Source organism: Sulfurospirillum diekertiae, assembly GCF_011769985.2.
GTDB classification, from domain to species: Bacteria; Campylobacterota; Campylobacteria; order Campylobacterales; family Sulfurospirillaceae; genus Sulfurospirillum; species Sulfurospirillum diekertiae.
In genome coordinates this window covers 1,264,379-1,288,456 of sequence record NZ_CP039734.2, presented here as the reverse complement: position 1 = coordinate 1,288,456, position 24,078 = coordinate 1,264,379, and the positions used below count along the sequence as shown (strand labels likewise).

Annotated in this window: 25 protein-coding genes; 14 read left to right on the top strand and 11 right to left on the bottom strand. The window is 34.4% G+C overall.

All coding sequences use genetic code 11. From position 1 onward, the window contains the following. The first annotated feature begins 3 nt into the window (after nucleotides 1-3). From FA584_RS06590 to FA584_RS06530, 13 genes are all read left to right on the top strand, one after another. The gene (locus FA584_RS06590; RefSeq protein WP_167750592.1) at nucleotides 4-426 is read left to right on the top strand and encodes a rhodanese-like domain-containing protein; all 423 of its coding nucleotides are present in this window, start codon (nucleotides 4-6) and stop codon (nucleotides 424-426) included. 13 nt (nucleotides 427-439) lie between these two features. Further along, nucleotides 440-886, top strand: coding sequence for a 50S ribosomal protein L9 (gene rplI / locus FA584_RS06585; RefSeq protein WP_167750591.1), 447 nt, complete (start codon nucleotides 440-442; stop codon nucleotides 884-886). A 5-nt stretch (nucleotides 887-891) separates the two neighbouring features. Then, a complete protein-coding gene (hslV, locus tag FA584_RS06580) occupies nucleotides 892-1,437 on the top strand; it encodes an ATP-dependent protease subunit HslV (RefSeq protein WP_167750590.1) in 546 nt (181 codons plus the stop codon). Then, complete coding sequence (gene hslU / locus FA584_RS06575) at nucleotides 1,434-2,759, top strand: ATP-dependent protease ATPase subunit HslU (RefSeq protein ID WP_167750589.1); 1,326 nt, start codon at nucleotides 1,434-1,436, stop codon at nucleotides 2,757-2,759. Before hslV ends, hslU begins: the two co-directional genes overlap by 4 nt. 13 nt (nucleotides 2,760-2,772) lie before the next feature. Continuing rightward, nucleotides 2,773-3,663 carry a GTPase Era gene (era, locus tag FA584_RS06570; protein WP_167750588.1) on the top strand — a complete coding sequence of 297 codons (891 nt, stop codon included), beginning with the start codon at nucleotides 2,773-2,775 and terminating at the stop codon, nucleotides 3,661-3,663. Between the two features lie 58 nt (nucleotides 3,664-3,721). Continuing rightward, nucleotides 3,722-5,248 (top strand): hypothetical protein, encoded by a 1,527-nt coding sequence (locus FA584_RS06565; protein ID WP_167750587.1) that lies wholly within the window; start codon nucleotides 3,722-3,724, stop codon nucleotides 5,246-5,248. Then, complete coding sequence (locus FA584_RS06560; protein ID WP_096046634.1) at nucleotides 5,241-5,888, top strand: hypothetical protein; 648 nt, start codon at nucleotides 5,241-5,243, stop codon at nucleotides 5,886-5,888. The genes FA584_RS06565 and FA584_RS06560 overlap by 8 nt, the downstream gene beginning before the upstream one ends. Next, complete coding sequence (locus FA584_RS06555) at nucleotides 5,885-6,313, top strand: hypothetical protein (protein WP_096046633.1); 429 nt, start codon at nucleotides 5,885-5,887, stop codon at nucleotides 6,311-6,313. The genes FA584_RS06560 and FA584_RS06555 overlap by 4 nt, the downstream gene beginning before the upstream one ends. Then, on the top strand, nucleotides 6,282-7,826 hold the full coding sequence (gene mshL, locus FA584_RS06550; RefSeq protein ID WP_096046632.1) for a pilus (MSHA type) biogenesis protein MshL: 1,545 nt from the start codon (nucleotides 6,282-6,284) through the stop codon (nucleotides 7,824-7,826). The genes FA584_RS06555 and mshL overlap by 32 nt, the downstream gene beginning before the upstream one ends. Further along, the gene (locus FA584_RS06545; RefSeq protein WP_096046631.1) at nucleotides 7,819-8,628 is read left to right on the top strand and encodes an ATP-binding protein; all 810 of its coding nucleotides are present in this window, start codon (nucleotides 7,819-7,821) and stop codon (nucleotides 8,626-8,628) included. Before mshL ends, FA584_RS06545 begins: the two co-directional genes overlap by 8 nt. Beyond that, nucleotides 8,621-9,502, top strand: a complete 882-nt coding sequence (locus FA584_RS06540) for a tetratricopeptide repeat protein (RefSeq protein ID WP_167750586.1) — start codon at nucleotides 8,621-8,623, stop codon at nucleotides 9,500-9,502. The genes FA584_RS06545 and FA584_RS06540 overlap by 8 nt, the downstream gene beginning before the upstream one ends. Before the next feature lie 63 nt (nucleotides 9,503-9,565). Beyond that, nucleotides 9,566-11,317 carry a GspE/PulE family protein gene (locus FA584_RS06535; protein WP_087438620.1) on the top strand — a complete coding sequence of 584 codons (1,752 nt, stop codon included), beginning with the start codon at nucleotides 9,566-9,568 and terminating at the stop codon, nucleotides 11,315-11,317. After that, nucleotides 11,314-12,555, top strand: a complete 1,242-nt coding sequence (locus FA584_RS06530; RefSeq protein ID WP_087438619.1) for a type II secretion system F family protein — start codon at nucleotides 11,314-11,316, stop codon at nucleotides 12,553-12,555. Before FA584_RS06535 ends, FA584_RS06530 begins: the two co-directional genes overlap by 4 nt. A gap of 48 nt (nucleotides 12,556-12,603) precedes the next feature. On the opposite strand, the gene FA584_RS06525 is transcribed toward FA584_RS06530, so the two are convergent. Together FA584_RS06525 and flgH are read right to left on the bottom strand one after the other, a co-directional pair. Then, nucleotides 12,604-13,047: a hypothetical protein gene (locus tag FA584_RS06525; protein ID WP_087438618.1), complete on the bottom strand. Its 444-nt coding sequence runs from the start codon at nucleotides 13,045-13,047 to the stop codon at nucleotides 12,604-12,606. Between the two features lie 24 nt (nucleotides 13,048-13,071). Then, a complete protein-coding gene (gene flgH, locus FA584_RS06520; protein ID WP_167750585.1) occupies nucleotides 13,072-13,779 on the bottom strand; it encodes a flagellar basal body L-ring protein FlgH in 708 nt (235 codons plus the stop codon). 81 nt (nucleotides 13,780-13,860) lie between these two features. On the opposite strand from flgH, the gene FA584_RS06515 reads away from it, so the two are divergent. Beyond that, nucleotides 13,861-14,307, top strand: a complete 447-nt coding sequence (locus FA584_RS06515; protein ID WP_167750584.1) for a GatB/YqeY domain-containing protein — start codon at nucleotides 13,861-13,863, stop codon at nucleotides 14,305-14,307. A gap of 48 nt (nucleotides 14,308-14,355) precedes the next feature. Here the strand turns inward: FA584_RS06515 and FA584_RS06510 are convergent, their stop codons facing one another. The 9 genes from FA584_RS06510 to FA584_RS06470 all read right to left on the bottom strand — a co-directional run bounded on the left by FA584_RS06510 (nucleotide 14,356) and on the right by FA584_RS06470 (nucleotide 23,978). Beyond that, nucleotides 14,356-15,567 (bottom strand): acetate/propionate family kinase, encoded by a 1,212-nt coding sequence (locus FA584_RS06510; RefSeq protein ID WP_167750583.1) that lies wholly within the window; start codon nucleotides 15,565-15,567, stop codon nucleotides 14,356-14,358. Next, on the bottom strand, nucleotides 15,564-17,672 hold the full coding sequence (gene pta, locus FA584_RS06505; RefSeq protein WP_167750582.1) for a phosphate acetyltransferase: 2,109 nt from the start codon (nucleotides 17,670-17,672) through the stop codon (nucleotides 15,564-15,566). Before pta ends, FA584_RS06510 begins: the two co-directional genes overlap by 4 nt. 71 nt (nucleotides 17,673-17,743) lie before the next feature. Further along, complete coding sequence (locus FA584_RS06500) at nucleotides 17,744-19,183, bottom strand: Mur ligase family protein (RefSeq protein WP_167750581.1); 1,440 nt, start codon at nucleotides 19,181-19,183, stop codon at nucleotides 17,744-17,746. 5 nt (nucleotides 19,184-19,188) lie between these two features. Further along, nucleotides 19,189-19,458 (bottom strand): acylphosphatase, encoded by a 270-nt coding sequence (locus FA584_RS06495; protein ID WP_087438613.1) that lies wholly within the window; start codon nucleotides 19,456-19,458, stop codon nucleotides 19,189-19,191. Then, on the bottom strand, nucleotides 19,455-20,174 hold the full coding sequence (gene estV, locus FA584_RS06490) for an EstV family lipase (RefSeq protein ID WP_167750580.1): 720 nt from the start codon (nucleotides 20,172-20,174) through the stop codon (nucleotides 19,455-19,457). Before estV ends, FA584_RS06495 begins: the two co-directional genes overlap by 4 nt. Then, nucleotides 20,167-20,391 carry a type II toxin-antitoxin system Phd/YefM family antitoxin gene (locus FA584_RS06485; protein WP_087438612.1) on the bottom strand — a complete coding sequence of 75 codons (225 nt, stop codon included), beginning with the start codon at nucleotides 20,389-20,391 and terminating at the stop codon, nucleotides 20,167-20,169. Before FA584_RS06485 ends, estV begins: the two co-directional genes overlap by 8 nt. 53 nt (nucleotides 20,392-20,444) lie before the next feature. Then, on the bottom strand, nucleotides 20,445-21,479 hold the full coding sequence (locus tag FA584_RS06480; RefSeq protein ID WP_167750579.1) for a D-alanine--D-alanine ligase: 1,035 nt from the start codon (nucleotides 21,477-21,479) through the stop codon (nucleotides 20,445-20,447). Between the two features lie 13 nt (nucleotides 21,480-21,492). Further along, nucleotides 21,493-22,050 carry a Holliday junction branch migration protein RuvA gene (gene ruvA / locus FA584_RS06475; RefSeq protein WP_167750578.1) on the bottom strand — a complete coding sequence of 186 codons (558 nt, stop codon included), beginning with the start codon at nucleotides 22,048-22,050 and terminating at the stop codon, nucleotides 21,493-21,495. After that, the gene (locus tag FA584_RS06470) at nucleotides 22,047-23,978 is read right to left on the bottom strand and encodes a flagellar assembly protein A (RefSeq protein ID WP_167750577.1); all 1,932 of its coding nucleotides are present in this window, start codon (nucleotides 23,976-23,978) and stop codon (nucleotides 22,047-22,049) included. The genes ruvA and FA584_RS06470 overlap by 4 nt, the downstream gene beginning before the upstream one ends. Between the last annotated feature and the right edge of the window lie 100 nt (nucleotides 23,979-24,078).

The window sequence follows — 24,078 nt, the reverse complement described above, 5'->3', positions numbered from 1 at the left end:
AAAGTGGATAAGCCAAACAATGATGAATGGAGTGAAGAAGCCATGATGAATTTAGTTAAAACAGTAACGAGAAGCTGTGAAGTCAGTGGTGAAGAGTTACATGTAATGCTGAATTTAAGAGCACAAAAAAAACTTGATTTTGTGCTGGTCGATATTCGAGAGATGTATGAGTTCTCACTGTCTTGTATCAAAGGTACAGACATGCTATTACCGACTTCAACCATTCATCAACACATGGATGAACTTAAAAAACTTGCGAGTAAGCTTTTGATTTTTTACTGCCATACCGGTGGGCGCACAGCACAAATGATATTTATTTTACGAAGAATGGGCTTTTCAAATATTGCCCATCTCAGTGGCGGCATTGATGCCTTTCACGGTGAAAAACTGAAAAATGCCCCATTTCCCAAAAATATTCGATCATGATAAAAGGAAAAAAATGAAAGTATTATTGATTAAAGATGTCAAAGATTTAGGTAAAAAAGGCGAAATCAAAGAGGTAAAAGACGGTTATGGTCAAAACTTCCTCATTGGTAAAGGGTTTGCGCTTTTAGCGACCAACGAAGTCATGCGAAAATATGAATCAGATCAACGTAAAAAAGCAGCAGCAGAAGCTGAAGAAATTGCAAATCTTAAATCCATTGAAAAAAAACTTGGTGAACTTAAACTTACGGTTAAACGTAAATTGGGTGCAAACGGAAGTCTTTTTGGCGCCGTTACCAAAGATGAAATTGCACACGAACTTAAAGAGCAGTATAAAATTGAAATTGATAAAAAAACTGTTGAACTTGAGCAAGCGATCAAAACAACGGGCAATTTTAGTGTGAGTATTAAGTTAGGGCACGGTATTCACGCTACCTTAACACTTATTATTCTTGGAGAATAAATTCTATGTTTGAAGCAACTACTATCCTTGCGTGTCGCGGTGATAAGAAAGCAGTTATTGGCGGTGATGGGCAGGTCACTTTTGGCAATACCGTGCTTAAAAACAATGCCACAAAAATTCGTAAACTCTTTAGTGGCAAAATCCTAGCAGGATTTGCAGGAAGCACAGCGGATGCGTTTAACCTTTTTGATATGTTCGAAGGTATTTTGGAACAAAAAAAAGGTGATTTGTACAAATCAGTGATTGAGTTTTCAAAAGAGTGGCGTAAAGATAAAATGTTGCGTCGTTTAGAAGCGATGATGATTGTTTTAGATTGTGAGCATATTTTTATTTTAAGTGGTAATGGAGATGTGGTTGAACCAGAAGATGGCAAAATTGCAGCGATTGGCAGTGGTGGAAACTACGCCATATCAGCTGCACGTGCATTGGATCGCCATACCAATCTTGATGAAGAAACAATCGTAAAAGAAAGTTTGAAAATTGCCAGTGAGCTTTGTATTTATACTAACGACAACATCAAAACATATGTTTTAGAGAGTAAAGAAGCATGAATTTAACACCCAAACAAACCGTTGCTTACTTAGATGAGTATATCATCGGACAATTTAATGCAAAAAAATCTATTGCTATTGCCCTTCGAAATCGATATCGGAGATTGAAGCTTGAAGGTGAAATGGCAGAAGAAGTGATGCCAAAAAATATTTTAATGATTGGCTCAACAGGTGTAGGAAAAACAGAAATAGCACGTCGTATGGCAAAAATGCTCTCGCTTCCTTTTGTCAAAGTAGAAGCCAGCAAATACACCGAAGTAGGTTTTGTGGGACGTGATGTTGAGTCAATGGTACGTGATCTTATGATGGCGTCCATTAACCTTGTCAAAGCAGAGCACAAAGAGAAAAATCAAGATGATATTGCTTTACATGTAGAAAAAGCTATCATTGAAAAACTGCTTCCACCACTTCCAAAAGGCGTAAGTGAAGAGAAAAAAGCTGACTATGAAAAAAGTTATGAAAAGATGCGACAAAGACTTCGTGATGGCGAACTCGATGATCTGAAAATTGAAGTGGAGATTTCTCAAAACAATAATGATTTAGGGGATTCATCCTTACCACCTGAAATGATTAAAGTGCAAGAGTCTTTTATTAAAATCTTGGGTGCGGGTCAGGGTAATATTAAAAAAGAGATGAAAGTCAAAGATGCCAAAGAGGCACTTAAAATTGAAGCAAGCGAAAAACTTCTGGACATGGAAGCTGTCAAAAGTGAAGCCAGAGAGCGTGCTCAAAATGGTGGTATTATTTTTATTGATGAGATTGATAAAATCGCGGTAAGCTCTTCACAATCTCACCGAAGCGATCCAAGCAAAGAGGGTGTTCAACGCGATCTTTTGCCTATTGTTGAAGGCAGTGATGTCAATACCAAATACGGTAGCATTAAAACCGACCATATTCTCTTTATTTCAGCAGGTGCTTTTCATTTGAGTAAACCCAGTGATCTTATTCCTGAGCTTCAAGGACGTTTTCCACTGCGCGTTGAGCTCAGTTCATTGACAGAAGAAGTTCTCTACCAAATTTTAACACAACCCAAAAACTCGCTTTTGCGCCAATACCAAGCCCTTTTAAAAACTGAAGGTGTTGAACTTGTTTTTGATGATGATGCTATTGCTTCCATTGCAAAAATTGCACAAATTACCAATGAAAAAACAGAAGATATTGGAGCAAGAAGATTGCATACCATTATAGAAAAAGTATTAGAAGATATCAGTTATACAGCCGATGAGCACGAAGGTGAGACATTACATGTAACCAAAGAACTCGTCCATGCAAAACTTGATGCCATCGTAGAAAGCGAAGATAGTAGTCGCTATATTTTATAACCAAAGAAGAGAAATGAGCGAAAAAACAAAAACAGGGTATGTTGCCGTTATTGGCAGACCTAATGCGGGGAAAAGTTCCCTATTAAACTGGCTTGTAGGTGAAAAACTGGCGATGGTTTCACACAAAGCCAATGCAACACGAAAACGTTTAAACATCATTGCAATGCACGAAAATACACAAATTATTTTTATTGACACGCCAGGTATTCATGAACAAGAACGTTTGTTAAACCAATTTATGCTTGAAGAAGCAATGAAAGCGATGGGTGATTGTGATCTTATTCTCTTTTTAGCTCCAGCAAGCGATGCGCTTCAGCACTATGTAGATTTTTTATCCCTCAATAAAAACAATATTCCACACATGGTTCTCCTTACAAAAACAGACAGTGTTTCTCAAACAGCACTTTTTGATAAGATTACAGAATATCAAGCCTATCAAGATAAATTTGTAGCACTCATTCCTGTTTCAGTTAAAAAAGGAATCTCACAATCCTATCTTTTAGAAGCAATCTCTAAATACATGCCAGAACATCCTTATCTTTATGACCCTGAAATTCTTACAACAGAGCGTTCACGTGATATTTATAAAGAGTTGATTCGAGAGGCTATTTTTGAAAATACGAGTGATGAAATCCCCTATTTTGCGGATGTAATCATTGATAAGGTAGACGAAAAAGAGACAATCGATAATATTTATGCTACTATTATTGTTGATAAAAAAAGTCAAAAAGGTATTGTGATTGGTAAAGAAGGTCAAACGATCAAAAGAATCGGTTCTAGCGCTCGTTTGCTCATTGAATCCTTGTCACAAAAACGTGTCTTTCTGAAACTTGTTGTTGTCGTGAAGCAGGGTTGGAGTCAAGATAAAGAAATGTTGAAGAAAATTGGTTATATAGTAGAATAAAGTTACTGTAATATCATCGTTATCTAGAGATATAATTATTTAAAAAGGGGTTTTTAAAATGGCCGTAACTGAGGATAGACGTTTTAGCTCAGAAATTGTATCAATAGACCCTTTATCACTTGTCTCTTATACCTATTCAAAAAATGAAATCAAACTTAACAAACTAGAAAAAAGTGATAAGAATGCGTTTTATACCTCATATCTTCAAACGCGTGATGTTATTAGTGCTACTATTGATGTAAGTCGGAATATTCCTGATAGCGATCTTAAAGATGCTATTGAAATAAAAGTATATGATGAATTAGCCCTTGATTCTGCTATCGAATACTCTATAAGTTATATTGAAACAGAATCAAAAGATTCTAAAAATCGCTCTTTTAATGTTTTTATTATTGATGCAGCACTTATTTATACAAAATTGACACCCATTAAAGAAAAAACACGTTATATTGATTATGTAACCTCTGCACCTTTTCTTATTAAAGCTTTATATCGCAAAAATTTTATTGAAGCAGATGGAACACACTGTTTTGTTTATTTCCAAAAGACAGATGCTTTTTTAGCAATTTACAAAAATGGTGAATATGTTTATTCTAAATCACTTCATTATTCATTAAAAGAGATTAATGAAAAATTTTGTGAACTGATCGGCGAGCGTGTTGATGAAGAAGATTTCTATAAACTTCTTACTAACGAGGGATTAAGAGCTACCAATAGCCAATATCAACAAAGCTTAATGCAGCTTTTTGGTGAGATATTCCTTTATATTAATGATGTATTAGTTTTTACAAAACGTTCTTACAATATAGATTTTATTGATAAAATCTATTTAGGATCAGAGATTGGTACTTTTTCGGGTATTGAAGAATATGGGAAAAGCTATCTCGGATTAGAGTCATATGAATTTAATTTTAGTATAGCGATTAATTCCAAAGAGTGGTATATTGATCAAATTCATATTTTGATGATGCTTAGTGCACAACTTTATATTGAAAATCCAGATGATAATCTTAATTTTTCCATTTATAAAAGACCCCCTCCTCTTAAATACAGAGCTTCAGGAAAATTTCTTGGCATTATGGCAGCAAGTGTTATTATTAGTCTCGCATATCCTGCTTATCAATTTGCATACCATACTTTTTTAAGTTTGATAATTGTAAAACAGACAAGTGAGTATAATGAGTTATACAAACAGACATCTGATATCAGGCAACAACTATCTCTTTTAAAAACTGAGAAAGAAAAAGTTGATGGTTTGGTTAAGAATGAAACAACGAAGTTTGAATTTAGAAAAAAGCTTTTAAGTGAAATTTATAATAAAAAAATATCATATCCTATGAAAGCACTAATGCTACTAGAAATATTTCAGCTTTCAAATCAAAATGGTTGTAAAGTCGAGGCAATTGAGTTCAAAAACCAGCAACTTGATTTTTTTGTTCGAAATAAAAATGAAAAAAAGATTACAGAATTTATTAAAGATTTAACAGCTCTAAAAAAATATAAAGTCAATACGGAAAAGATTATACAGGATGACAAGATTAAACTCTATACCAGTAAAATCTCTATAGGATTGAGCAATGAATAGTATTGATTCACTTTTAGATAAAATTGATCTTTTTTTTAAAGATAAAAAAAATAACGAAATTTACTTAATTTTTGCGATGGCCTTTGTCGTCATTGGATTTATTTTCTACAGCTATCTTTATCCTGTAACAGAAAAAATATTGAATCAGTCAATGCGAAGTGCAAAAGACATTGAAAAGAAGCTTCATGATGAACAAGCTTACTTGACTTCTGTATCGAGAGATGGAGATGCAACTTTTTTAATTAAAAAAGTTAAGTCAGATATTGAAAATTCTAAACTCCTTTTAGAAAAAACAATTTATATGAATGATTACGTAGATAATAAACTCAAAGATCTCTCCTATCTGTTATTCAATGATGAAAATTGGGCAAAATTTCTTAATACAATTAGCCAATTGGCACAAAAATATTCTGTTCGTATTAAAGTTATTGAAAATAAAATCAACGAGCCAAGTATTCAAAAAATAGAGCAAATTTTAACTCTAAAAGTTTCTTTTAATGGTTCTTTCGCCAATACAATGAAGTATATGAATGCTATCGAAGAAAGTGAATTGGTTGTTGATATTTATGAGCTCAACTGTACAGGTCAAAAAGATATTGAGGGTCAATTCAATATTGCTGTTTGGGGGATGAAATATTGAAAACTTTAATGAAGCCTATTTTAGGATTATTGCTTATGTTTACTGTTATAGAAGCACAAGATAAATTGCCTGCGAGCAGTGAAGTCAAAGAGTATGATAAAATTTTTGAAAAAATTGCGGAAAGAAGATCAGGTGCTGATTCGATTATGATTGATAAGCTCGAAAATCCTTTTATTATTCTTTCTTCAGAACAAAATGAGAGTGAAAACAATGCAACCGCACAAGCATCTACTTATGTTTTAGAAGCTACTTTTGATCAAAAAGCAAAAATAAATGGTAATTGGTACAAAAAAAATGATCTTATAGGATCTTATATGCTAATAAAAATTACACGCAATAGTGTTATTCTTCAGAATGAAATTGAAAAAAAAGAACTTGTAATAAGGACAAAAGATGATAGCAATATTAAAATATTTTCCAAGTAAAATTATTGCATTGGTTGCAGTTTTCACGATTGCTCTTTTGCCTTTACATGCAGCAGAAAAAAATAATCGTTCATCATGTGAGTATCGTACATTTAACATTAAAACAAATAACAAAGCAACAGGGTTAGAACTTTTAGGCGAGCTTGCAGAAGTTTGTGATTTTAGTATTGTTGTCAAAGATACTGAAGCAGAAAAGGTGCTTGCTAAAAATCTTAATGGGGTTAATATCAAAAATCTCTCTTTGGATGAAGTTTTTCAAATAATTATTCAAGATAATGATCTTTTTTATACTTATGATAAGAACTATTTAAAGATTTCAGCTTTATCAACAAAATCTTTTAAAGTAGATTACATTTCATCAATTCGAGAAGGTAAAGCGGTTATCAATGCTTCAGTCGATGCTACACCGACTGAAACAAGTACCAGTGGCACAAAAAATACAGCAACACAAGGTCAAAATACAATTTCTTCAAATGAATCTTTTGATTTTTGGAAAACTATTGCAACAGAACTTACCTCCGTTTTAAATACGGGAGGTGAAACGTATAAAGCACAATCACCTATTATCAATATCAATGCAGGTATGATTACTGTTACAGCTACAAAAAGGCAATTAGACCGTGTCAGTGAATATATAGATGTACTTAAAGAGAGACTTCATAGGCAAGTGTTAATTGATGTTTCAATTGTCTCAGTATTATTAAATAATAGTAATACATCAGGTGTTGATTGGAGTAAATTTTCTTTAAATATTGGTAGTAACTCTATTTTTAACAACAGCAATCAAGGAACATTATCTGCTAGCAATCCAAATACTTTATATAATTCAGCCAGTACTGGTACTGCAAATGCATCAAGCAATCTCAATAATTTAACAGTTGTCAATGACGTATCTTTTTCTATTGCAGGACTGATTGATTTTCTAGGTTCAAGTGGTGAAACAAAAGTTGTATCTAGTCCAAAAGTCTTAACAATGAATAATCAACAAGCACTCATTACTATTGGTGATAATGTTAATTACCGTGTTCCTGAAACAACCAATGCAGCTAGCACAACTGGAACCGCTACATTGGCAACAACCTATACTAATTATTCTATTTTTATTGGTGTTCTTTTGAATATTACTCCTGAAATTTCTGAAGACAATGAAATTATTCTTAGGATAAATCCATCTGTTAGTACGTTTAAATACACAGCAGATGATGTTAAAACGACTGACCCTAGAGTTATTGCACCAGATACTTCTGAGAAAAAACTCTCAACAGTTGTAAAAGTTAAAGATGGCTCAACGATTATTTTAGGTGGTCTTATAACAAATAATAAATCTAAACAAGATACGAGTGTACCGCTACTCAGTAGTATTCCTCTGCTGGGAGAAGCCTTTAAACATTCGGCTGATACATTGTCTAGCAATGAACTTGTTTTTGTAATCACACCACGTATTATCGGAGCAAAAGGCACAGATAAAGCAACACTTAAAGATCTTGGGTACAGTCAAAAGATAAATGAATAGCCATTACAGTGATCTTAAAACTATCTTTGTTGATGGTGAAGTTTTTGATTATGTCAATCTTGATAAGTCTGCAACAACGTATGATAAGTTGGTACAGACTTTAGATAAACCTCTAAAGTTAATCCTTTTTTATGGCAAGCCAGGAACGGGTAAAACTTTTTTACTCCAAAAAATTTTTAATGATTTAAGAACAAAAAAACGGATTATTTTTTTTCCAAGACCTTTTTTTGAAGAAAAAGTTTTTATTGATGCATTGTTTGAGCATATTTTTGCAAAGAAATCTCCTGGATTTTCAAATTACAATGAATTTTTAGCACTCTTAAGCAAGCATATTACATCTACAGATCAATCTATTACCGTATTAATTGATGAAGCACAGCTTTATCCAACAGATTTGATTGAAAAAATTCGTCTGATGGCAGATTCGCGTTTATTTAAATTTTTATTTACGGTTCATAAAACAGAAAAAGAAGATGTTTTAGCTAAAGACTATTTTCAGACACGTATTTGGGAAACAATTGAAATTGACAATGCTTCAAAGAATGAAATTAAAACATATATTGAAAAAAAACTCCTCTTCCATAATCGCTTTGAATATCTCAACCTTTTTAGAGATAAGCACTATAAACTTATTTTAAAAGTTACGGATGGAAATTTGAGAACTATTAATAAACTAATGTACAAACTTTTTGAAATTTTGGAATATTACGATATGCATCAACCCTCCCTTATCAAAACAAATGCTTTACATGTAAAATATATTGAAATGGCAGGTATAAGTCTAGGAATGATCCATGCTTAGTGCTGTAGAAATTATGGAGCTCGAAAAAAGAGTCTTCAAATATAGACTTAAACAAAGAATACATTACATCATTATTAGTGTCATTATTTTACTAATAGGGGCTATTGCCATTTACTCTTATCCTACGATTATTCATGGGACAGATACCAATACGTCATTATCTGATGTTCAAACAACAGCAGAAACAATAAAACCTCTTGATACTAACAGTACTAGTATTCAAGAACAGCCCTTAAATGTTCCTGATGTGAATATTGGTGTGAAGAAATATACTCCACCTATTGTGATGAATGAACAAGAAAATCAAACACTTTTTCTCCAACTTCCAACTATTAATAGAAATAAAGCAGAAAAAAAGTCCTCTTATATACCAGAAACTCCTGAGAAAAAAACAAATTTTGGTATTCAAGAAGAAGAACTTGACAATAAAGTTTTAATGCGTAAAATGCCAACTATTGATGATGAAAATTTTTATCGCAATAAAGAGGACAAAGTTGACACAGCTCTTTTGCCCCCTCCTCTACTAGATGAACCAAAACCAAAGGGTCTTATAAAAATTGAGACGCATGAGGTAAATTCTGTACAATATCTTAAAGATAAATTTGAGAAAACACACAACATTACTTTTGCATTAATGCTCGCAGAAGAATATTATGCAATGAAAAACTATACGGAATGTAATAAATGGGCTCTTATGGCCAACAATGCAGATCCTGATAGTGAAAAAAGTTGGATTTGGTTTGCTAAATCTAAAGTTAAACTTGGTCATAAAGAAGATGCTGTCCTTGCGCTTCAAGCCTACCTAAAAAGTAATAAATCAAAAGCAGCTCAAAGTCTACTGAATCAAATTAGTGTAGGTGAAGTTATTGACTAAATGAATTTGTTTTCTTTTTTTAATAAATGGTACAATAGAAAAATTTATAAATAGTGGTAAAAAATGAATGATATTACAACAACACTTTTAACATATCTTATTCACAACCGTATAATTGATGAACATAGTGCTGCTAAAATAAGAGAAGAAACACAACAGAATAATCATAAAGTATTAGGTGAAATTCTTTTAGAAAATAATTTTTTTACAAAAGAAGATCTTCTTATTTTAGTCATTGAATTTTTTAAAAAAGGGTATCTAAATTTAGAAGATGTTAACGCTAATTTTGCAATTGACAGTGAAAAGTTTTTACAATCTTTGGCTAAAAATCTTAATTATGAGTACCTTGATCTTGATTCAATAGACATTGATTATCGTCTTGCCTCAAAACTTCCTTTTGCTCAACTCAAGAAATTTAAAGCACTCCCTATTAGAGAAGATGAAATTAATATTTTTGTTGCATTAAAAGATCCATTGGACATCAATGCTCAAGAAGGCGTTCAAAGAATTTTTCCACGAAAACTACTCAAAGTTATCATTGCAGAGCCTACACAAATTGATAAATACCTGATTAAAATGGAGTTAGGTGAAAGTATCAAAGGACTCATTGGCGAAATTCGCAAAGAGATTACTTCCAGTGCTGCTGAAAATCCACAAGAATCTTCTGGGATTTTAAAACTCATAGAAATTATCCTTAAAACATCTATTTTGGCACGTGCTAGTGATATTCACATTGAACCAACAGAGAACAATTGCATTGTTCGTAGCCGTATTGATGGAATGCTCACAGAAACATTCATTTTTGATAAAGATATATACCCTCCTCTGGGCTCACGGATGAAGTTGCTTTCCAATATGGATATTGCTGAAAAGAGAAAGCCTCAAGATGGTCGTTTTTCAGCTACGATTCTAGGCCGTGAGTATGATTTCAGGATCTCTGCATTGCCTACAATTAATGGAGAATCCATTGTAATTCGTATTTTAGATAAATCTAAAGTGATGATTAAAATTGAAGATCTTGGTATGCATCCTAATAACTACATTAAGTTTGCACAAGCTATGAAGTCTCCCTATGGTATTATCTTAGTTACAGGGCCAACAGGAAGTGGTAAAACCACAACGCTTTATGCGGCTTTAAATGCTATTAAAAGTGTGCAAAGTAAAATTATTACCGTCGAAGACCCAGTGGAGTACCAACTCAATTTAACGCAACAGGTACAAGTTAATGAAAAGGCTAATTTAACGTTTGCAACGGCATTACGTTCTATCTTAAGACAAGATCCAGATATTATTATGATTGGTGAGATTCGTGACACTGAAACCCTTCGTATTGCAGTGCAAGCAGCACTTACAGGTCACTTGGTTTTTTCAACGCTTCACACAAATGATTCAATCAGTGCCGTTACAAGAGTTGTAGATATGGGAATTGAACCGTATTTAATTAGTGGATCATTAATTGCGATTGAAGCACAAAGGCTAGTACGTAAATTGTGCCCTTATTGCAAAACAAAATATACACTACCAAAAACTGCTCATGATGAAATTAAAGATATGCTTCCTGAAAATTTTCAATTCTATAAAAATAATGGTTGTGAAAAATGTTCACAAACAGGCTATTTAGGGCGTGAAATGATCTCTGAAATTCTTCCTATAAGTGAAAAAATTTCAAGTATGATTGCACAAGGTGGCAGTAAAAGTGATATTAAAGAGCAGGCAATCAAAGAAGGCTTTGTCGATATGTTCCAAGATGGTATTACCCGAGCTGCACATGGCATTACAACGCTAGATGAAATCATAAGGGTGGCAAAAGAATGAAATATTTTGAAGTAAACTACCTATTCAAAGGGCAAAAGACTAAAACCGTTGTCAAATCGCCCACACGAAATGATGCAATATCAATAGCAAAATTAAAAATACCAGGCGTAATTTTAAATATTAAAGAAACTTCGGCACCCCTTGAAGATCAGTTAGGTGAATTAAAAGATCAAATCATGAATGCTCTCTTTCGCAAAAAAATAAAAATGCCAAACCTTATTGCTGCAATGAGACAGCTCAGTGTTATGACCAATGCTGGTATTTCTATTCATGATAGTGTTAAAGAAGTTGCAAATGCTACCGTAGACAAGACACTGAAGGAAATATTTAACAGCGTTAATGATGATCTAAACTCTGGACTTAGCCTTACGCAATCATTGATGACATATCGCAATGAAGTAGGTGACGTGACCCTTGCTATGGTTGAGTTAGGTGAGAGTACAGGAAATATGGCAGAATCTTTAGAAAAACTTTCAGAAATTCTTGAAGAAATTGAAGAAAATAGACAAAAGTTTAAAAAAGCGATGCGATACCCTATTACGGTTGTTATTGCAATTGCTGTTGCTTTTTCAATACTTATGATCTATGTTGTCCCAAAATTTAAAGAAATTTTTGCTCAACTTAAAGCGGAATTGCCCCTACCAACCAAAATCCTTCTTTTTATGGAAAACCTTATTAATCATTATGGTCTCTACCTTCTATCTGGCATTATTGGCACTATTCTACTATTTCAGTATTTACTCAAAAATAATGAAGACTTTAAGAAAAAATTTGATATCTATATTCTTAAGGTCTATTTAATTGGAAATATTATTTTTTATGCAACACTGAGCCGTTTTTGCCTTGTTTTTACGGAACTTATTCGTGCAGGTATTCCTATTGCAGATGCGCTCGATACAGCTTTATTAACGTTAGAAAACACCCATCTTAAAAAGAAACTTTCTAGTGTTAAGATCTCAGTACAAAGAGGTATTTCTTTAACAGAATCATTTCGTGATACAGGACTTTTTGAAGGTATGCTTATTCAAATGATTCAAGCAGGTGAACAAAGTGGTACTCTGGATAAAATGCTGGAAAAAGTCACCCTTTATTTCAAATCACGTTTTAGCCAAATTATCGACAATATCGCAAGTTATATTGAGCCTATTCTTTTGGGCTTTATTGCAGCTATGGTACTTTTGATGGCCTTAGGTATTTTCATGCCTATGTGGGATATGGCAAAAGCTGTTAAATCATAAAAGAGAGAATTTTGCCTTATATGGTTTTACATGTAAGGCAAATTGGGTTTAAAACTCTTTAGGAATTGTGCAATCTAATTGATCTTTGAATGTTTCGCATGCGAGCGTAATAAGTTCTTTTTGCCCTATTTTTGCAATTAAGCAAAGTGCTCCTAGCTTTTTACACCATAAACGTTCAACTTTAATTTTATAGTCATCTTCTTTAATTTTAGTAAAAATACTCCAACTTCGAATACTTTTTTTTTCTTTATATTCAAGAATCTCAATAATTTCTTTATCATCAATTTTGCGTTCAATGACAGAACGTAATTGTGTTTCATTCAATCCTAATCGCCATGCTTTATAGCCTAGAACGATGGCACGAGCACGATTGGGTGTATTTGTTTTAAGTTTATCAAAACTGACACCAAAATATTTAAGTGCAACAATAATATCTTTTGCCTTAAAAATTTTGTCTCTTTCAATAAACTTAGGTGGGTTACTGTTTTCCAAAAAATATCCTTTAGTATAGTTACATTAAAATGGCCAAATGGTTTCCATAAATTTGGCACCCCATGGCTTAGTCGTAGTTTGATCTATATCACCTTCTGTTTTGTAAAGAATTTTTGCATCCGCAATGTATTTTGAATCAATGTTGTTATTTTTATCAATGTCATAAGGTCGAATAACGCCACTCACTTGAATAATTTGCTTTTCACCATTAATTAATAATTCGCGACTACCCTCAATAAAGTAATGTCCATTATTTAAAATCTTGATGACACGTGCCGAAATAGTCGTACTAAAGGTTTCGTTACGAGTATTGCTTCCATTGCCTGTAAAAGAGTTATTGGATCCTGTCGTAAAACCAATATTACCAACATCATTTAAATTTTTTGATACTGTACCTAAAACACCACCACCTGCAGCAGTGGTAATACCAGCACCAAGAGAATCACTACTTTGTTTTGTTAAAGCTTTTTTACCCGTAGATGTTTGTGCTGTTTTTTCAGTAATGGTAACAGTTACAACGTCATTAACATGCATTGCTTTAAGATCGGCAAATAAAGGGTTGTCACCTTGTCCAAAAAGGCTACCTGGATTTGTTGGCATCACTTCATTCACTTTGGAAGGCGTTTCATCAACATATACAGGTGCTTTCATACTAATTTTTGGATCAGCTGGATGTACTGAGCAGCCTGCCAAAAAAAGAGCGGCTACAAAGCTACATGTAAAAACTCTCATACGACTCCGTTTTATTCTATTTTTTACTATTATACTATAAAATACTCACCTCTAAAGTAAATTATGTTCTAAGGAAAAAAGATGTCAGAACTCAAGTCAAAACTTCAAGATGATCTAAAAGATGCGATGAAAACCAAAGATACTTTTAAACGTGATGTTATCCGTTTTTTGATGAGTGCACTTAAACAAATTGAAGTCGATGAACGTAAAGAGCTTAGTGATTCTGATATTGTAAAAATTATCCAAAAATCACTCAAGCAACGCGAAGATGCCTTATCTGCTTTTAAAGATGCAGGAAGAGAAGATCTTTATGAAAAAGAGTTGGCAGAAGCAATGATTTTAAAAAGTTATTTACCGCAGCAACTCAGTGATGAAAGTCTTAAAGTCATCATTCAAAAGCACATTCTTGCAACTGGAGCAACGAGTTTAAAAGAAATTGGTAAGATCATGGCTGGAGTTCTTGCTGAATGTGAAGGCGTAGCTGATGGTAAACGTATTAATACGATTGCGAAAGAACTTTTGAGCTAAAAAAGAAGGTTTACATGTAAAGAAAATCTTTACATGTAAACACATATTTTACGAGTGATGCTTTTGGATCATTTCCAAAGTTTCTATTGCAATTTCAAGCTCTTCATTGGTTGGAATAACCAAAACTTTTACTTTGCTATCATCTGCACTAATCGTTCTAATTTCACTTGATCGAACACTATTGAGTATTGGGTCTATTTTGATGCCAAAATTCTCCAATTTTTCACAAGACTTGAGGCGAACATCATTTGCATTTTCGCCAATACCTCCTGTAAAAACAATACAATCTACCCGCCCAAGAACAGCAGAATAAGAACCAATGTATTTTTTAAGGCGATAATTGAACATATCACAGGCAAGCTGTGCTCTTTCATCACCCTCCTCTGCCATACGTGTAATTTCACGCATATCATTACTTCCGCATATTCCTTTTAATCCACTCTCTTTATTGAGCATTTTATCCAGTTCATCAAGAGTAAGTCCACGTTTACGTGCTAAATAGAAGAGAATAGCTGGATCAAGGTCACCACTTCGTGTTCCCATAATGAGCCCTTCCAGTGGTGTTAAGCCCATTGATGTATCAACACTTTGACCATTTTCAATCGCTGCAACACTTGCACCATTTCCTAAATGAAGCGTAATGGCATTAAGTGTATTGATGTCTTGCTTCAAATATTTTGCAGCTACTTTGGTAACGTAATAGTGCGAAGTTCCATGAAAGCCATAACGTCTAATGCGTAATTCCTCATAGTATTTGTAAGGAATAGCATACATGTAAGCATAGTTAGGTAATGTCGAGTGAAATGCGGTATCAAAAACAGCCACTTGGGGAACATTAGGGCTTTGATGTACCGAAACTTTCATACCGGCAAGATGACCTGGATTGTGCAATGGTCCAAGTGGAATTAAACGCTCAATCTCTGACATCACATAGTCATCAACCATTGCTGGTTCCTGAAACGAAGAACCACCTTGAACAACACGATGACCAATCCCATCAAGGTCATTAAGATTGTGAATAACACCTGATTGGATCAATGCCTCACTCATCCATGTTAAGGCTGCATCATGATCGTGGATGGAGCATTTTTCTTCTCTTTTTTGCTCATCACCAGCTGGCTTTTTATATTTTATTTTAGCCATTGACTCTTTTTCGCCAATTTGCTCAATCACTCCACTGGCCAAAACCTCATTATTGGCCATATTAAAGAGTTGATATTTGACAGAAGAACTACCCGCATTTAAGACTAAAATTTTCACTTATTAGCTCCATCATTGGTTTGTGCTTGAATAGCTGTAATGGCGACGGTATTGACAATATCTGGAACTAAACAACCTCGACTGAGATCATTAACGGGTTTTCGAAGTCCCTGGAGTACAGGGCCAATAGCAACAGCACCTGAACTTCTTTGAACCGCTTTATAGGTGTTGTTACCAGTATTAAGATCTGGAAAGATGAAGATGGTGGCTTCACCAGCGACTTTACTATTCGGTAATTTTGTTTTAGCAACAATAGGATCAATGGCTGCGTCGTATTGAATAGGTCCTTCTACCAAAAGATCAGGTCGTGTTTCTTTAACGATTTTAGTGGCTAAACGCACTTTTTCAACCTCTTCACCCTTCCCTGAATCACCTGTAGAATACGAGAGCATTGCAATTTTTGGAGATATACCAAATATCTTAGCCGTATCTGCAGAAGAAATAGCAATTTGAGCCAACTCTTCCGCATTTGGATCTTGATTGACGGCACAATCACCGTAAACTAAGACTCTTGTATCTAAACACATAAAGAAAAGGCTTGAAACAATGGAAATACCTGGTTTGGTTTTGATAATCTGAAGTGCTGGACGAATCGTCTCTTGGGTTGTATGAATCGCACCTGAGACCATGCCATCGGCATAACCTAGGTAAACCATCATTGTTCCAAAATAATTTTTCATCATCATACTATCACGAGCAACATCTAAGCTCAATCCTTTGGCTTTACGCATTTCATAGAAAGAAGTGACAAACTCTTCCATTAGAGGTGATGTTAAAGGATCAATGATAGTCGCTTTACTTATATCAAGTCCAAGTGTTGCACTCTTTCGACGTACTTCTTCTTCAACACCTAAAAGGATAATATCAGCTACATCACGACGTAATAAAATCTCCGTTGCTCGAAGAATACGCTCATCATTACTCTCAGGAAGAAGAATTTTTTTACGATTTCTCCTTGCGCGTTCAAAAAGAGCATACTCAAACATAATTGGAGTAATAGAACTCGTGGTGGATTCAGTATCAATACTTTTTTCGATTTCTTCAATATTGACATTTGAAGAGAAAAGTCCCATAGCCAATGCAATTTTGCGTACACTTTGTGGTGTAATTGTCGCTGGAACATTGGAGACATTGACAGCAGTATCAAAAGTACCATTGTCGACACTTAAAATAGGAATGGAAAGGTCTTTAAACCCAGCAATAAGTTTGTTAATGGACTTATGGGGCATCATCCCTGCAGTCAATAAAATGCCGGAGATATTTGGATAATTATTAGAAAATACGGTACTAAGACATCCTACGATAATATCTGATCTATCCCCTGAAGTTATGACCAAGTCACCATCTTCAATATATTCTAAGAAATTATCAAGTTTCATTGCAGCGATTTTACTCTGCTTGACAACTCTACGTAAATCTTTTTCTTCACCATAGATATGGGAACAACCTAGCTTATTTTTTATCTCAGCAACAGTCGGAGTGTCAAGCTCTGGCACCTCAGGTAAAAAATAGACAGGAACATTTTGAATTGGTTTAGCGCGATTGAGCTCTTTAAGCTCTTGAACCTCTTGGTCACCTAAACGATTGACAAATGTCGCAAAATGTTGGCATCCAGCACCCTTAATGGCATCTGCCTCGATAGATATTTCATCCAATACCTCTTTAACACTTTTTTGCTTACCTTTTAAAACACTGATAAAAGGGCTACTCAAGTTTTTAGCGATTGAAAGATTAATATCAAAATCAAGAGTTTGTGAAAAATTCGCTTGGTTAAGTCCTTCAATGAGTACAAAGTCATACTGGCTCTCTAAAATTTTGAATTTATCAATAAGATTTTCCAAAACTTCATTGTATTTATTTTCAGCAATTAAACTTTCAACTTCATGAACAGTGTAACCATAAGTAGCGTTATAGTCCATTTTAAGGGCATAATATTCCAGCATGAAATCAATGTCTTTATCAACTTCATTCGCATCTAAAATAACCGGTCTAAAAAAAGCAACCTTACCAAGACGCCCTTTTAATAGTTCCATAATGCCCATCGCTACAATCAAACTGCCTGCGGCAGGTGCAAGCGATGAGATATACAAACTCTTACTTTTCATCTCACTCCTTTTAAATTGATTGCCCATCATACTTTACAACAGATAATAGGAATATAAAAAGGATACGATTATTAGAGAAAAGTTGGTGCATCATTGGAGAAAAGTATCACATCTCCTGCATATGTCTGTTCTGATAAGGTCTCTTGGAGCTTTGATTTATCGGAAATGATAATTTTTTGAGCTTTATGAATGTTATCGTGTAAAATAGTAACGTTTATTTTACCTGTAATCATGACAAGATCAAAGACATCATCAATTTTTTTGGCAAGTATCCTATTCGCTTCTTCGGTACTTTCAACAATACCTGGCGTAATAATCACTTTACGCCCTTGATGCTGTGAAACCAGATTATAGGAACTTAACATGCCTTCTAAATTACCATTAAAACTATCATCAATAATGAGCTTTCCACCTGCTTCAATTTTTTGAAGACGATGCTCAACCCCTTCTAAATGCGATACGGCAGACCTAATCTCTTCAATAGAGAGCCCTAGTGTGCGTGCAACGTGAATGGCTGCTGCTATATTAATCGCATTAAAAGCACCCAAAAGTTTACATGTAAAACTCTCTTTTACGCCATTTAGGAGCATTGAAAAACTTAGCCCTTGCAAAGAAGCCTCAACATCACTAAGCTCAGCGCCAAAAGAAAGAATAGATTCTGATCCTTTGACATTGGTACTTTCATGCACAAATGCTTTTTCAAGCCTAGAGGAGTGAAGGAGTTCCATCTTTGTATTTCGGATATTTTCCAATGTTTTAAAATACTCAATATGTTGCTCGCCAATACACCCAACAACGGCAATGTGTGGATTGACAAGTCTCGCAATTTCATCAATATCTCCACGAGCTCGAGCACCCGCTTCAACAATATAAACATCACATTGTTCAGGCAAATCGTTGTTAATATCCTTAATAATGCCACCTATTGTATTGACACTACGTGGTGTTTTATAGACATTAAACTTTGTGGAAAGAATTTGTGCTAAAAAGTTTTTAATACTGGTTTTACCATAACTCGCTGTAATGGCAACTACTTTTAACGCACTGTTTGCCATCAATTTTTTCTGAGCCTCTTTTTTAAAGCTAAGAAAAAGCATCTTTTCATAGAACATACTTGCTATTTGTGCCACCATTAAAGGAATAATGACACCTAACTTCAAGCATGATGCAACCAATACCGTACACAAAAGATCTTGAAAAAGAGTCGCTAAAACTAAAAAGAGAAAAAATCGCTTTACTCGTGCTGTCCAAACAAGTTTTTTGTCCATTTTTTTCTGCCATATGAAAAGGGAGATCAAAAAAAGTGCAACAAAAAGAGAAAGTACAACACCGTTTAGAAGGTAGTAACCTACTAAAGGAACTAAAAAGTAGAACACGTGCCAATCATAACGATTGTAGTGAAATAAAATACGCTCTAGCCTATAACTGTACCATTGCATTGCTATTATAAAGTAGTAGCTAAGCCCTAAAATAAAACAGAGGTGAGTGATGCTTGTAACCATTATTTCCATGCTCTTTATCTCTTCTCAAAATCATCAAAGATCATACTTTCAATCTTCTGACATGTAACGTCTTGAACATCTGAAAACATTGAACCATCATAGAGTTTACTAATAAAAAATTCCAAATCTTCCTCATAAGCAGAGTTAATCACAACTTCAACACTGCCATCGGCACTATTTTTGACATACCCCACATAATTCAATGCATGCGCTATATCAACAACAAATCGGCGAAAATTAACACCTTGTACGCGTCCTGTTACAATCAATCTATAAGTACTCAAAATCCAAACTCCCCAAGTGTCTTTTCGATCTGTTTTGCTTGATTCATAAAAAAGAAATGATCACCCTCCATCGGGTAAAAGTGACTTCCCTTAATGAGAGAGTGCATCTTTTCTCCACAGAAAAGTGGCATTGCACTATCCTCTTTGCCCCAAAACAGAAACGTTTTTGCTTTACATGTAAGAAATTGCTCACTAAAGTCTTCATTGACGACCCGCTTGATAATTTCGTACATGGTTTGGCTCATCCCTTCCACATCTTTGGTCGCAAAAAAGCGGTAAAAAGAGCGTGGAGCAAAGGGTTTTAGCAGTTTGAAAAGCGCTATTTTTAGTTTGACTTTCAAAGATTTTGGTGGAACAATACCAGCGCTTGAGAGCAAAACCAAGACCTCTGGTTGCAGCAATGTTGCCACTTTACCACCATACGAGTGTCCCACAATGATAAGAGGTTTTACATGTAACGCTTTTAAGAAGACAGATACAATGTCTGAGTAAGTTCCTGTAGTGATGACATCATGAATTGAAGAGTGCCCAAAACCAGGAAGATCAAGATAGAGATGTTGGTACTGAGAAAACGTCTTCCCAAACGCTTGCTTCATAATCTCTTTATTACTGCCCCAACCATGTAAAAAAAGAATGGTTTGCGGTTGGTTTTGGTTTAACAACTCATACGATAATTCGTAAGAAGTATTTTGAAATACGATCTCTTTCTTAGCCATCACTCTTCTTTTTCGTGTTGGCATAGATTTTTTCCAAAATATTAACGGCTTCACTCATTTTTTCGTATTCATCCACCGTGATCATAACCGCTTCAAAACGGTTATTTTTCACGATGACCACACGTTTACTTTTCCCTTTGGTAATACTACCCAACACAGAACTAAAGTTGCGCACCATGTCTGTTGCAGTCATTATCTCGTTTTTAGCATAGGTCATCGATTCGAGCCTTTGTGCAAAATTTTATGTAATATCCTACATAAACAAGACTTTTACTTACCTTTAGCTGCTTGAATGGAGTTGATATAGCGGTATTCTTTTGGAATCGTGATACTTTTTGGCAACCATTTTGAAAGATTTTTAATTATTCTGTCAAAATCATCAAAAAGATAATTGGCCATACTACCAGGGATTGGGTTGATTTCATTAAGATACGTCATTCCATCAATCACAAAAAAATCACAACGAATAAGTGCACCTAAAAAAAGTGGATCATAAAGCTTCATAAATGCGTCTCGAATTCCCTCTTCTGCTTTGATATCTAGTGTAGCCTCATTCACTCTTTTTGTACGAGAAAAATCTAAATATTTTTTATCGAAATCTAAAAATTCTTCTTTTTGAGGCTCTTCTATAATAGAAAAGTGGAATATATCGGTCTTACAACCTGCAAGATTGTACTCTTTTACACCACTTATGAACGGTTCTATTAGGACACTATCATCAAATTCAAAAGCAACATCAAGTGCGTATGCAAGCTCTTTTTCTTCTTTAACAATCCCTATTCCAATGGAACTTCCTAGTCGTAGAGGCTTGACGATAAATGGATAAGCAATTTTAATTGATTCACCACTTCCTTTACGAAGCACTTGGTAGTCTAAAACATTAACACCCACTTCCTTGGCATACAGCTTTGTAAAAAGTTTGTTATAACTGATACAACTACCTTCCATCCGAGGCCCAATATAGGGTACACTAAAGAAATCAAGCATAGAACTGAGTTTTCCATCTTCTCCGTCCATGCCATGCACGAGGTTAATCATGACATCGAAGATTATTTTCTCTTCACCCAACATCTTTTTAGCGTAAAAACCACCTTGCTTAAGATAAAGCAGTTTATCTTTTTTATATTCACCACTGCTAAAACGTTTTGAAGTAATTTTATCGGTTGGAATCAAATAAAAATTACGGTAATAATCACAAAAAATATAAACAATGTCACTTTTTAGCACTTTTTTGAGAGCAATGGCACTTACCACGCTAATCTCATGCTCAAAACTTTGGGCGCCAAACAAAACGGCTATAGTCATTTTCATCCTTTATTTAACTAAGCTTTCTAAGAGCTTCTTTGATAAGTGTTTGAGTATCTACCCCTTGACAGGTACTCAATGCTTTTTTAATCATCTCTTTTTTAAATCCAAGACTTTCAAGGGCTAAAGAGGCTTCAATCATACTACTCGAGTTATGCTCATCAGAACTAAGTTGCAACGAAAAATCACTCAGTTCTACTAAAATACGTTTGGCACTCTTGGGTCCAATGCCAGGAACTTTTTGAAAAGCTTGAACATTTTGACTCACCAAGGCTTGTGCAAAATCATCGGGACTGAGCGTCGAACAAACCGCTAAAGCCGTTGATGGTCCAATACCATTTAGTTTAATAAGTGTGTCAAATACTTTTTTCTCATTTTCGTCGATAAAACCATACAAACTGTGCTGATCTTCTCTGATAATTTGGCTTACATGTAAAGAGATTATTTCACTGCTGATTTTTCCAAGACACGATAATGAAACAAACACTTTATACGTTAGTCCTGCAGCTGTTTTAATATGGACAAACGTCACCTCTTTTTTAACAACTTTTCCTTCAATACCCACAATCATTTGCTACTATACTCCGCGGAACGCATTACTCTATGCTCACCATTGCCCATATCTTTGAGCGTAATTTCACGTACAATTTCATGCTCTTTTGGATTGTAGGTAATATCTTTGGGTGGAGAAATGAGTCTAAATCGTACTTCATTAAACTCTTTCCAAGCAGAATGGTTAATGATTTTGGCAGAGAACACTTTATTTTGGACTTGATTGAGCTCTTTACGATACTCTTGCAACTCCTCTTTTTTATCTTTAAAGGTCTGCAAAAACGTATTATAGTCAATCACTTTTTCTTGAAAATCTTTGATCTTAGCAAAAAGTGTCATAGGCGGTTCAACGCCATTACGTTTAAGCTCCATAATCTTATCTTTAACCATCTCTGCCATAGGTTTATTTTTATCGATAAACTCTTTTTTAGAACTGAGTTGCCTTGGATAGGCTTTGAGCTCTTCTTCAAGTTTTTCAATCTTAGCATTAATCGTATCAATCATTTCATTGAACTCTTTTGTGACACTTGGATCAATAATAAGTTTATTGTTATTGCCTTTGAGTTCTGTTATTTCGATAAGATCACACGCTGTTATTTTTGCATTGGAAAGAAGATTGTCAATTTTAACGCTATTGGCAATAATTTCGCCACCAATCATCTGTTTAACATGCACCGTATGACCAATGACTTTTCCACCTTCCAAACGATCAATTTCGATGTCTTGACCATTGGCTTCACCACGATGAACTGAAATAATAATTTTATCCGCCTCAATATAGGCACTCTGATGTGTTTGTCCACCAATTTCAGCAATCTTTGCTTTAATTTTAGCACCACTTCCAATGTTGCCTTGAACATGCACTTCGGAAGTTTCAACACTCATACCAGCACCTATGGCATCTTTAAGAATATCACTTTCTTTGATATTAATTTTGATGTTTGATCCCAAACTTGCATCGATAGAACCCGTGGATCTAAAGCTGATTTCGTTGATCTCCATTTGATCTTGTATATCATAAGTGCCTTTGTCAAAATTGACATATCCACCGCGATTTGCAATATATTTGATACTGGTTTCGCTCTCTTTTTTAACGAGATTAGCCGTAATGGCAATGGGTGTATCATTTGACTTGCGAGGCTCTTTCACTGGCAAAAATGCTCCTCTACAGTTACGTCCAGGAGTCCCAAGCTGCGGTTTAATATATTCAATAATACATTCATCTTTATCGACAGCTAATACGTATCCTCGTTTAGCATAGTCAATTTTGCCATCGGTACTTTTAGCATTGATTTTCTTCTTATAATGATAAATAAGATCATCATTGATGGAAGGTATCTCATCCACGCCTTGACAGACAACAAAGGTCTGATTTTGATCGATGATTCCATTCACCCGAATATTAGCTACAATTTTTTTGACTTCTTTGTACATATTCTGATCGCGAATACCTACTAAAATACCTGCTTTAATCTTTTTGATCTGAATATCTTCGATTATTTTTTCTTCAAGTTTTGAGGTATATTTGACATCATGGTTTTTTGCAACCATTGCAATAATCTTGGTTAAAGTTTTATTTCCACTGAGTGTTATATCAGGAAGAATCGTATGATCTTCTTCTTGATCGGCAATTTTGTAAATTTCAACACGATAATGCTGTGTTAGTTTGAGATTGGGATTGAGTAAAAAGTTATCATCCGATAAAAGCTTTAACTCTTCTTCATTCATCTCATTATTTTCACTCTTTTCATCACTGTAGTACGTTGTTGTACGTAGAAGCTTAAAAGAGAGTTCAGAAGGCTTCAGATGACTTGCAATAGCAACATTTTTTAGTTCTTTGATGACGTTAATAGTGTCTATAACAATAGATTTAAATTCAGACACGTCACCATCATTTTGTGTACCCGTATCCGTATTATGACCTTTAATCTTATCAAATAGCCCCAATGTGCACCTCTGTTTTTTGAATAAACTCTCAATTTTGCTCTAATATCGACAAATGTTGCTTATAATGTTAGGAAATCTTAGCGAAAAATAGATAAAAATA

Coding starts and splice junctions, on each gene's coding strand:
- FA584_RS06530 (WP_087438619.1), top strand. CDS start 11,314: ATGAAATATTTTGAAGTAAACTACCTATTCAAAGGGCAAAAGACTAAA.
- FA584_RS06535 (WP_087438620.1), top strand. CDS start 9,566: ATGAATGATATTACAACAACACTTTTAACATATCTTATTCACAACCGT.
- FA584_RS06565 (WP_167750587.1), top strand. CDS start 3,722: ATGGCCGTAACTGAGGATAGACGTTTTAGCTCAGAAATTGTATCAATA.
- FA584_RS06500 (WP_167750581.1), bottom strand. CDS start 19,183: ATGGAAATAATGGTTACAAGCATCACTCACCTCTGTTTTATTTTAGGG.
- FA584_RS06480 (WP_167750579.1), bottom strand. CDS start 21,479: ATGACTATAGCCGTTTTGTTTGGCGCCCAAAGTTTTGAGCATGAGATT.
- FA584_RS06545 (WP_096046631.1), top strand. CDS start 7,819: ATGAATAGCCATTACAGTGATCTTAAAACTATCTTTGTTGATGGTGAA.
- mshL (WP_096046632.1), top strand. CDS start 6,282: ATGATAGCAATATTAAAATATTTTCCAAGTAAAATTATTGCATTGGTT.
- flgH (WP_167750585.1), bottom strand. CDS start 13,779: ATGAGAGTTTTTACATGTAGCTTTGTAGCCGCTCTTTTTTTGGCAGGC.
- era (WP_167750588.1), top strand. CDS start 2,773: ATGAGCGAAAAAACAAAAACAGGGTATGTTGCCGTTATTGGCAGACCT.
- FA584_RS06515 (WP_167750584.1), top strand. CDS start 13,861: ATGTCAGAACTCAAGTCAAAACTTCAAGATGATCTAAAAGATGCGATG.
- hslU (WP_167750589.1), top strand. CDS start 1,434: ATGAATTTAACACCCAAACAAACCGTTGCTTACTTAGATGAGTATATC.
- FA584_RS06560 (WP_096046634.1), top strand. CDS start 5,241: ATGAATAGTATTGATTCACTTTTAGATAAAATTGATCTTTTTTTTAAA.
- FA584_RS06540 (WP_167750586.1), top strand. CDS start 8,621: ATGCTTAGTGCTGTAGAAATTATGGAGCTCGAAAAAAGAGTCTTCAAA.
- estV (WP_167750580.1), bottom strand. CDS start 20,174: ATGGCTAAGAAAGAGATCGTATTTCAAAATACTTCTTACGAATTATCG.
- rplI (WP_167750591.1), top strand. CDS start 440: ATGAAAGTATTATTGATTAAAGATGTCAAAGATTTAGGTAAAAAAGGC.
- ruvA (WP_167750578.1), bottom strand. CDS start 22,050: ATGATTGTGGGTATTGAAGGAAAAGTTGTTAAAAAAGAGGTGACGTTT.
- pta (WP_167750582.1), bottom strand. CDS start 17,672: ATGAAAAGTAAGAGTTTGTATATCTCATCGCTTGCACCTGCCGCAGGC.
- hslV (WP_167750590.1), top strand. CDS start 892: ATGTTTGAAGCAACTACTATCCTTGCGTGTCGCGGTGATAAGAAAGCA.
- FA584_RS06485 (WP_087438612.1), bottom strand. CDS start 20,391: ATGACCTATGCTAAAAACGAGATAATGACTGCAACAGACATGGTGCGC.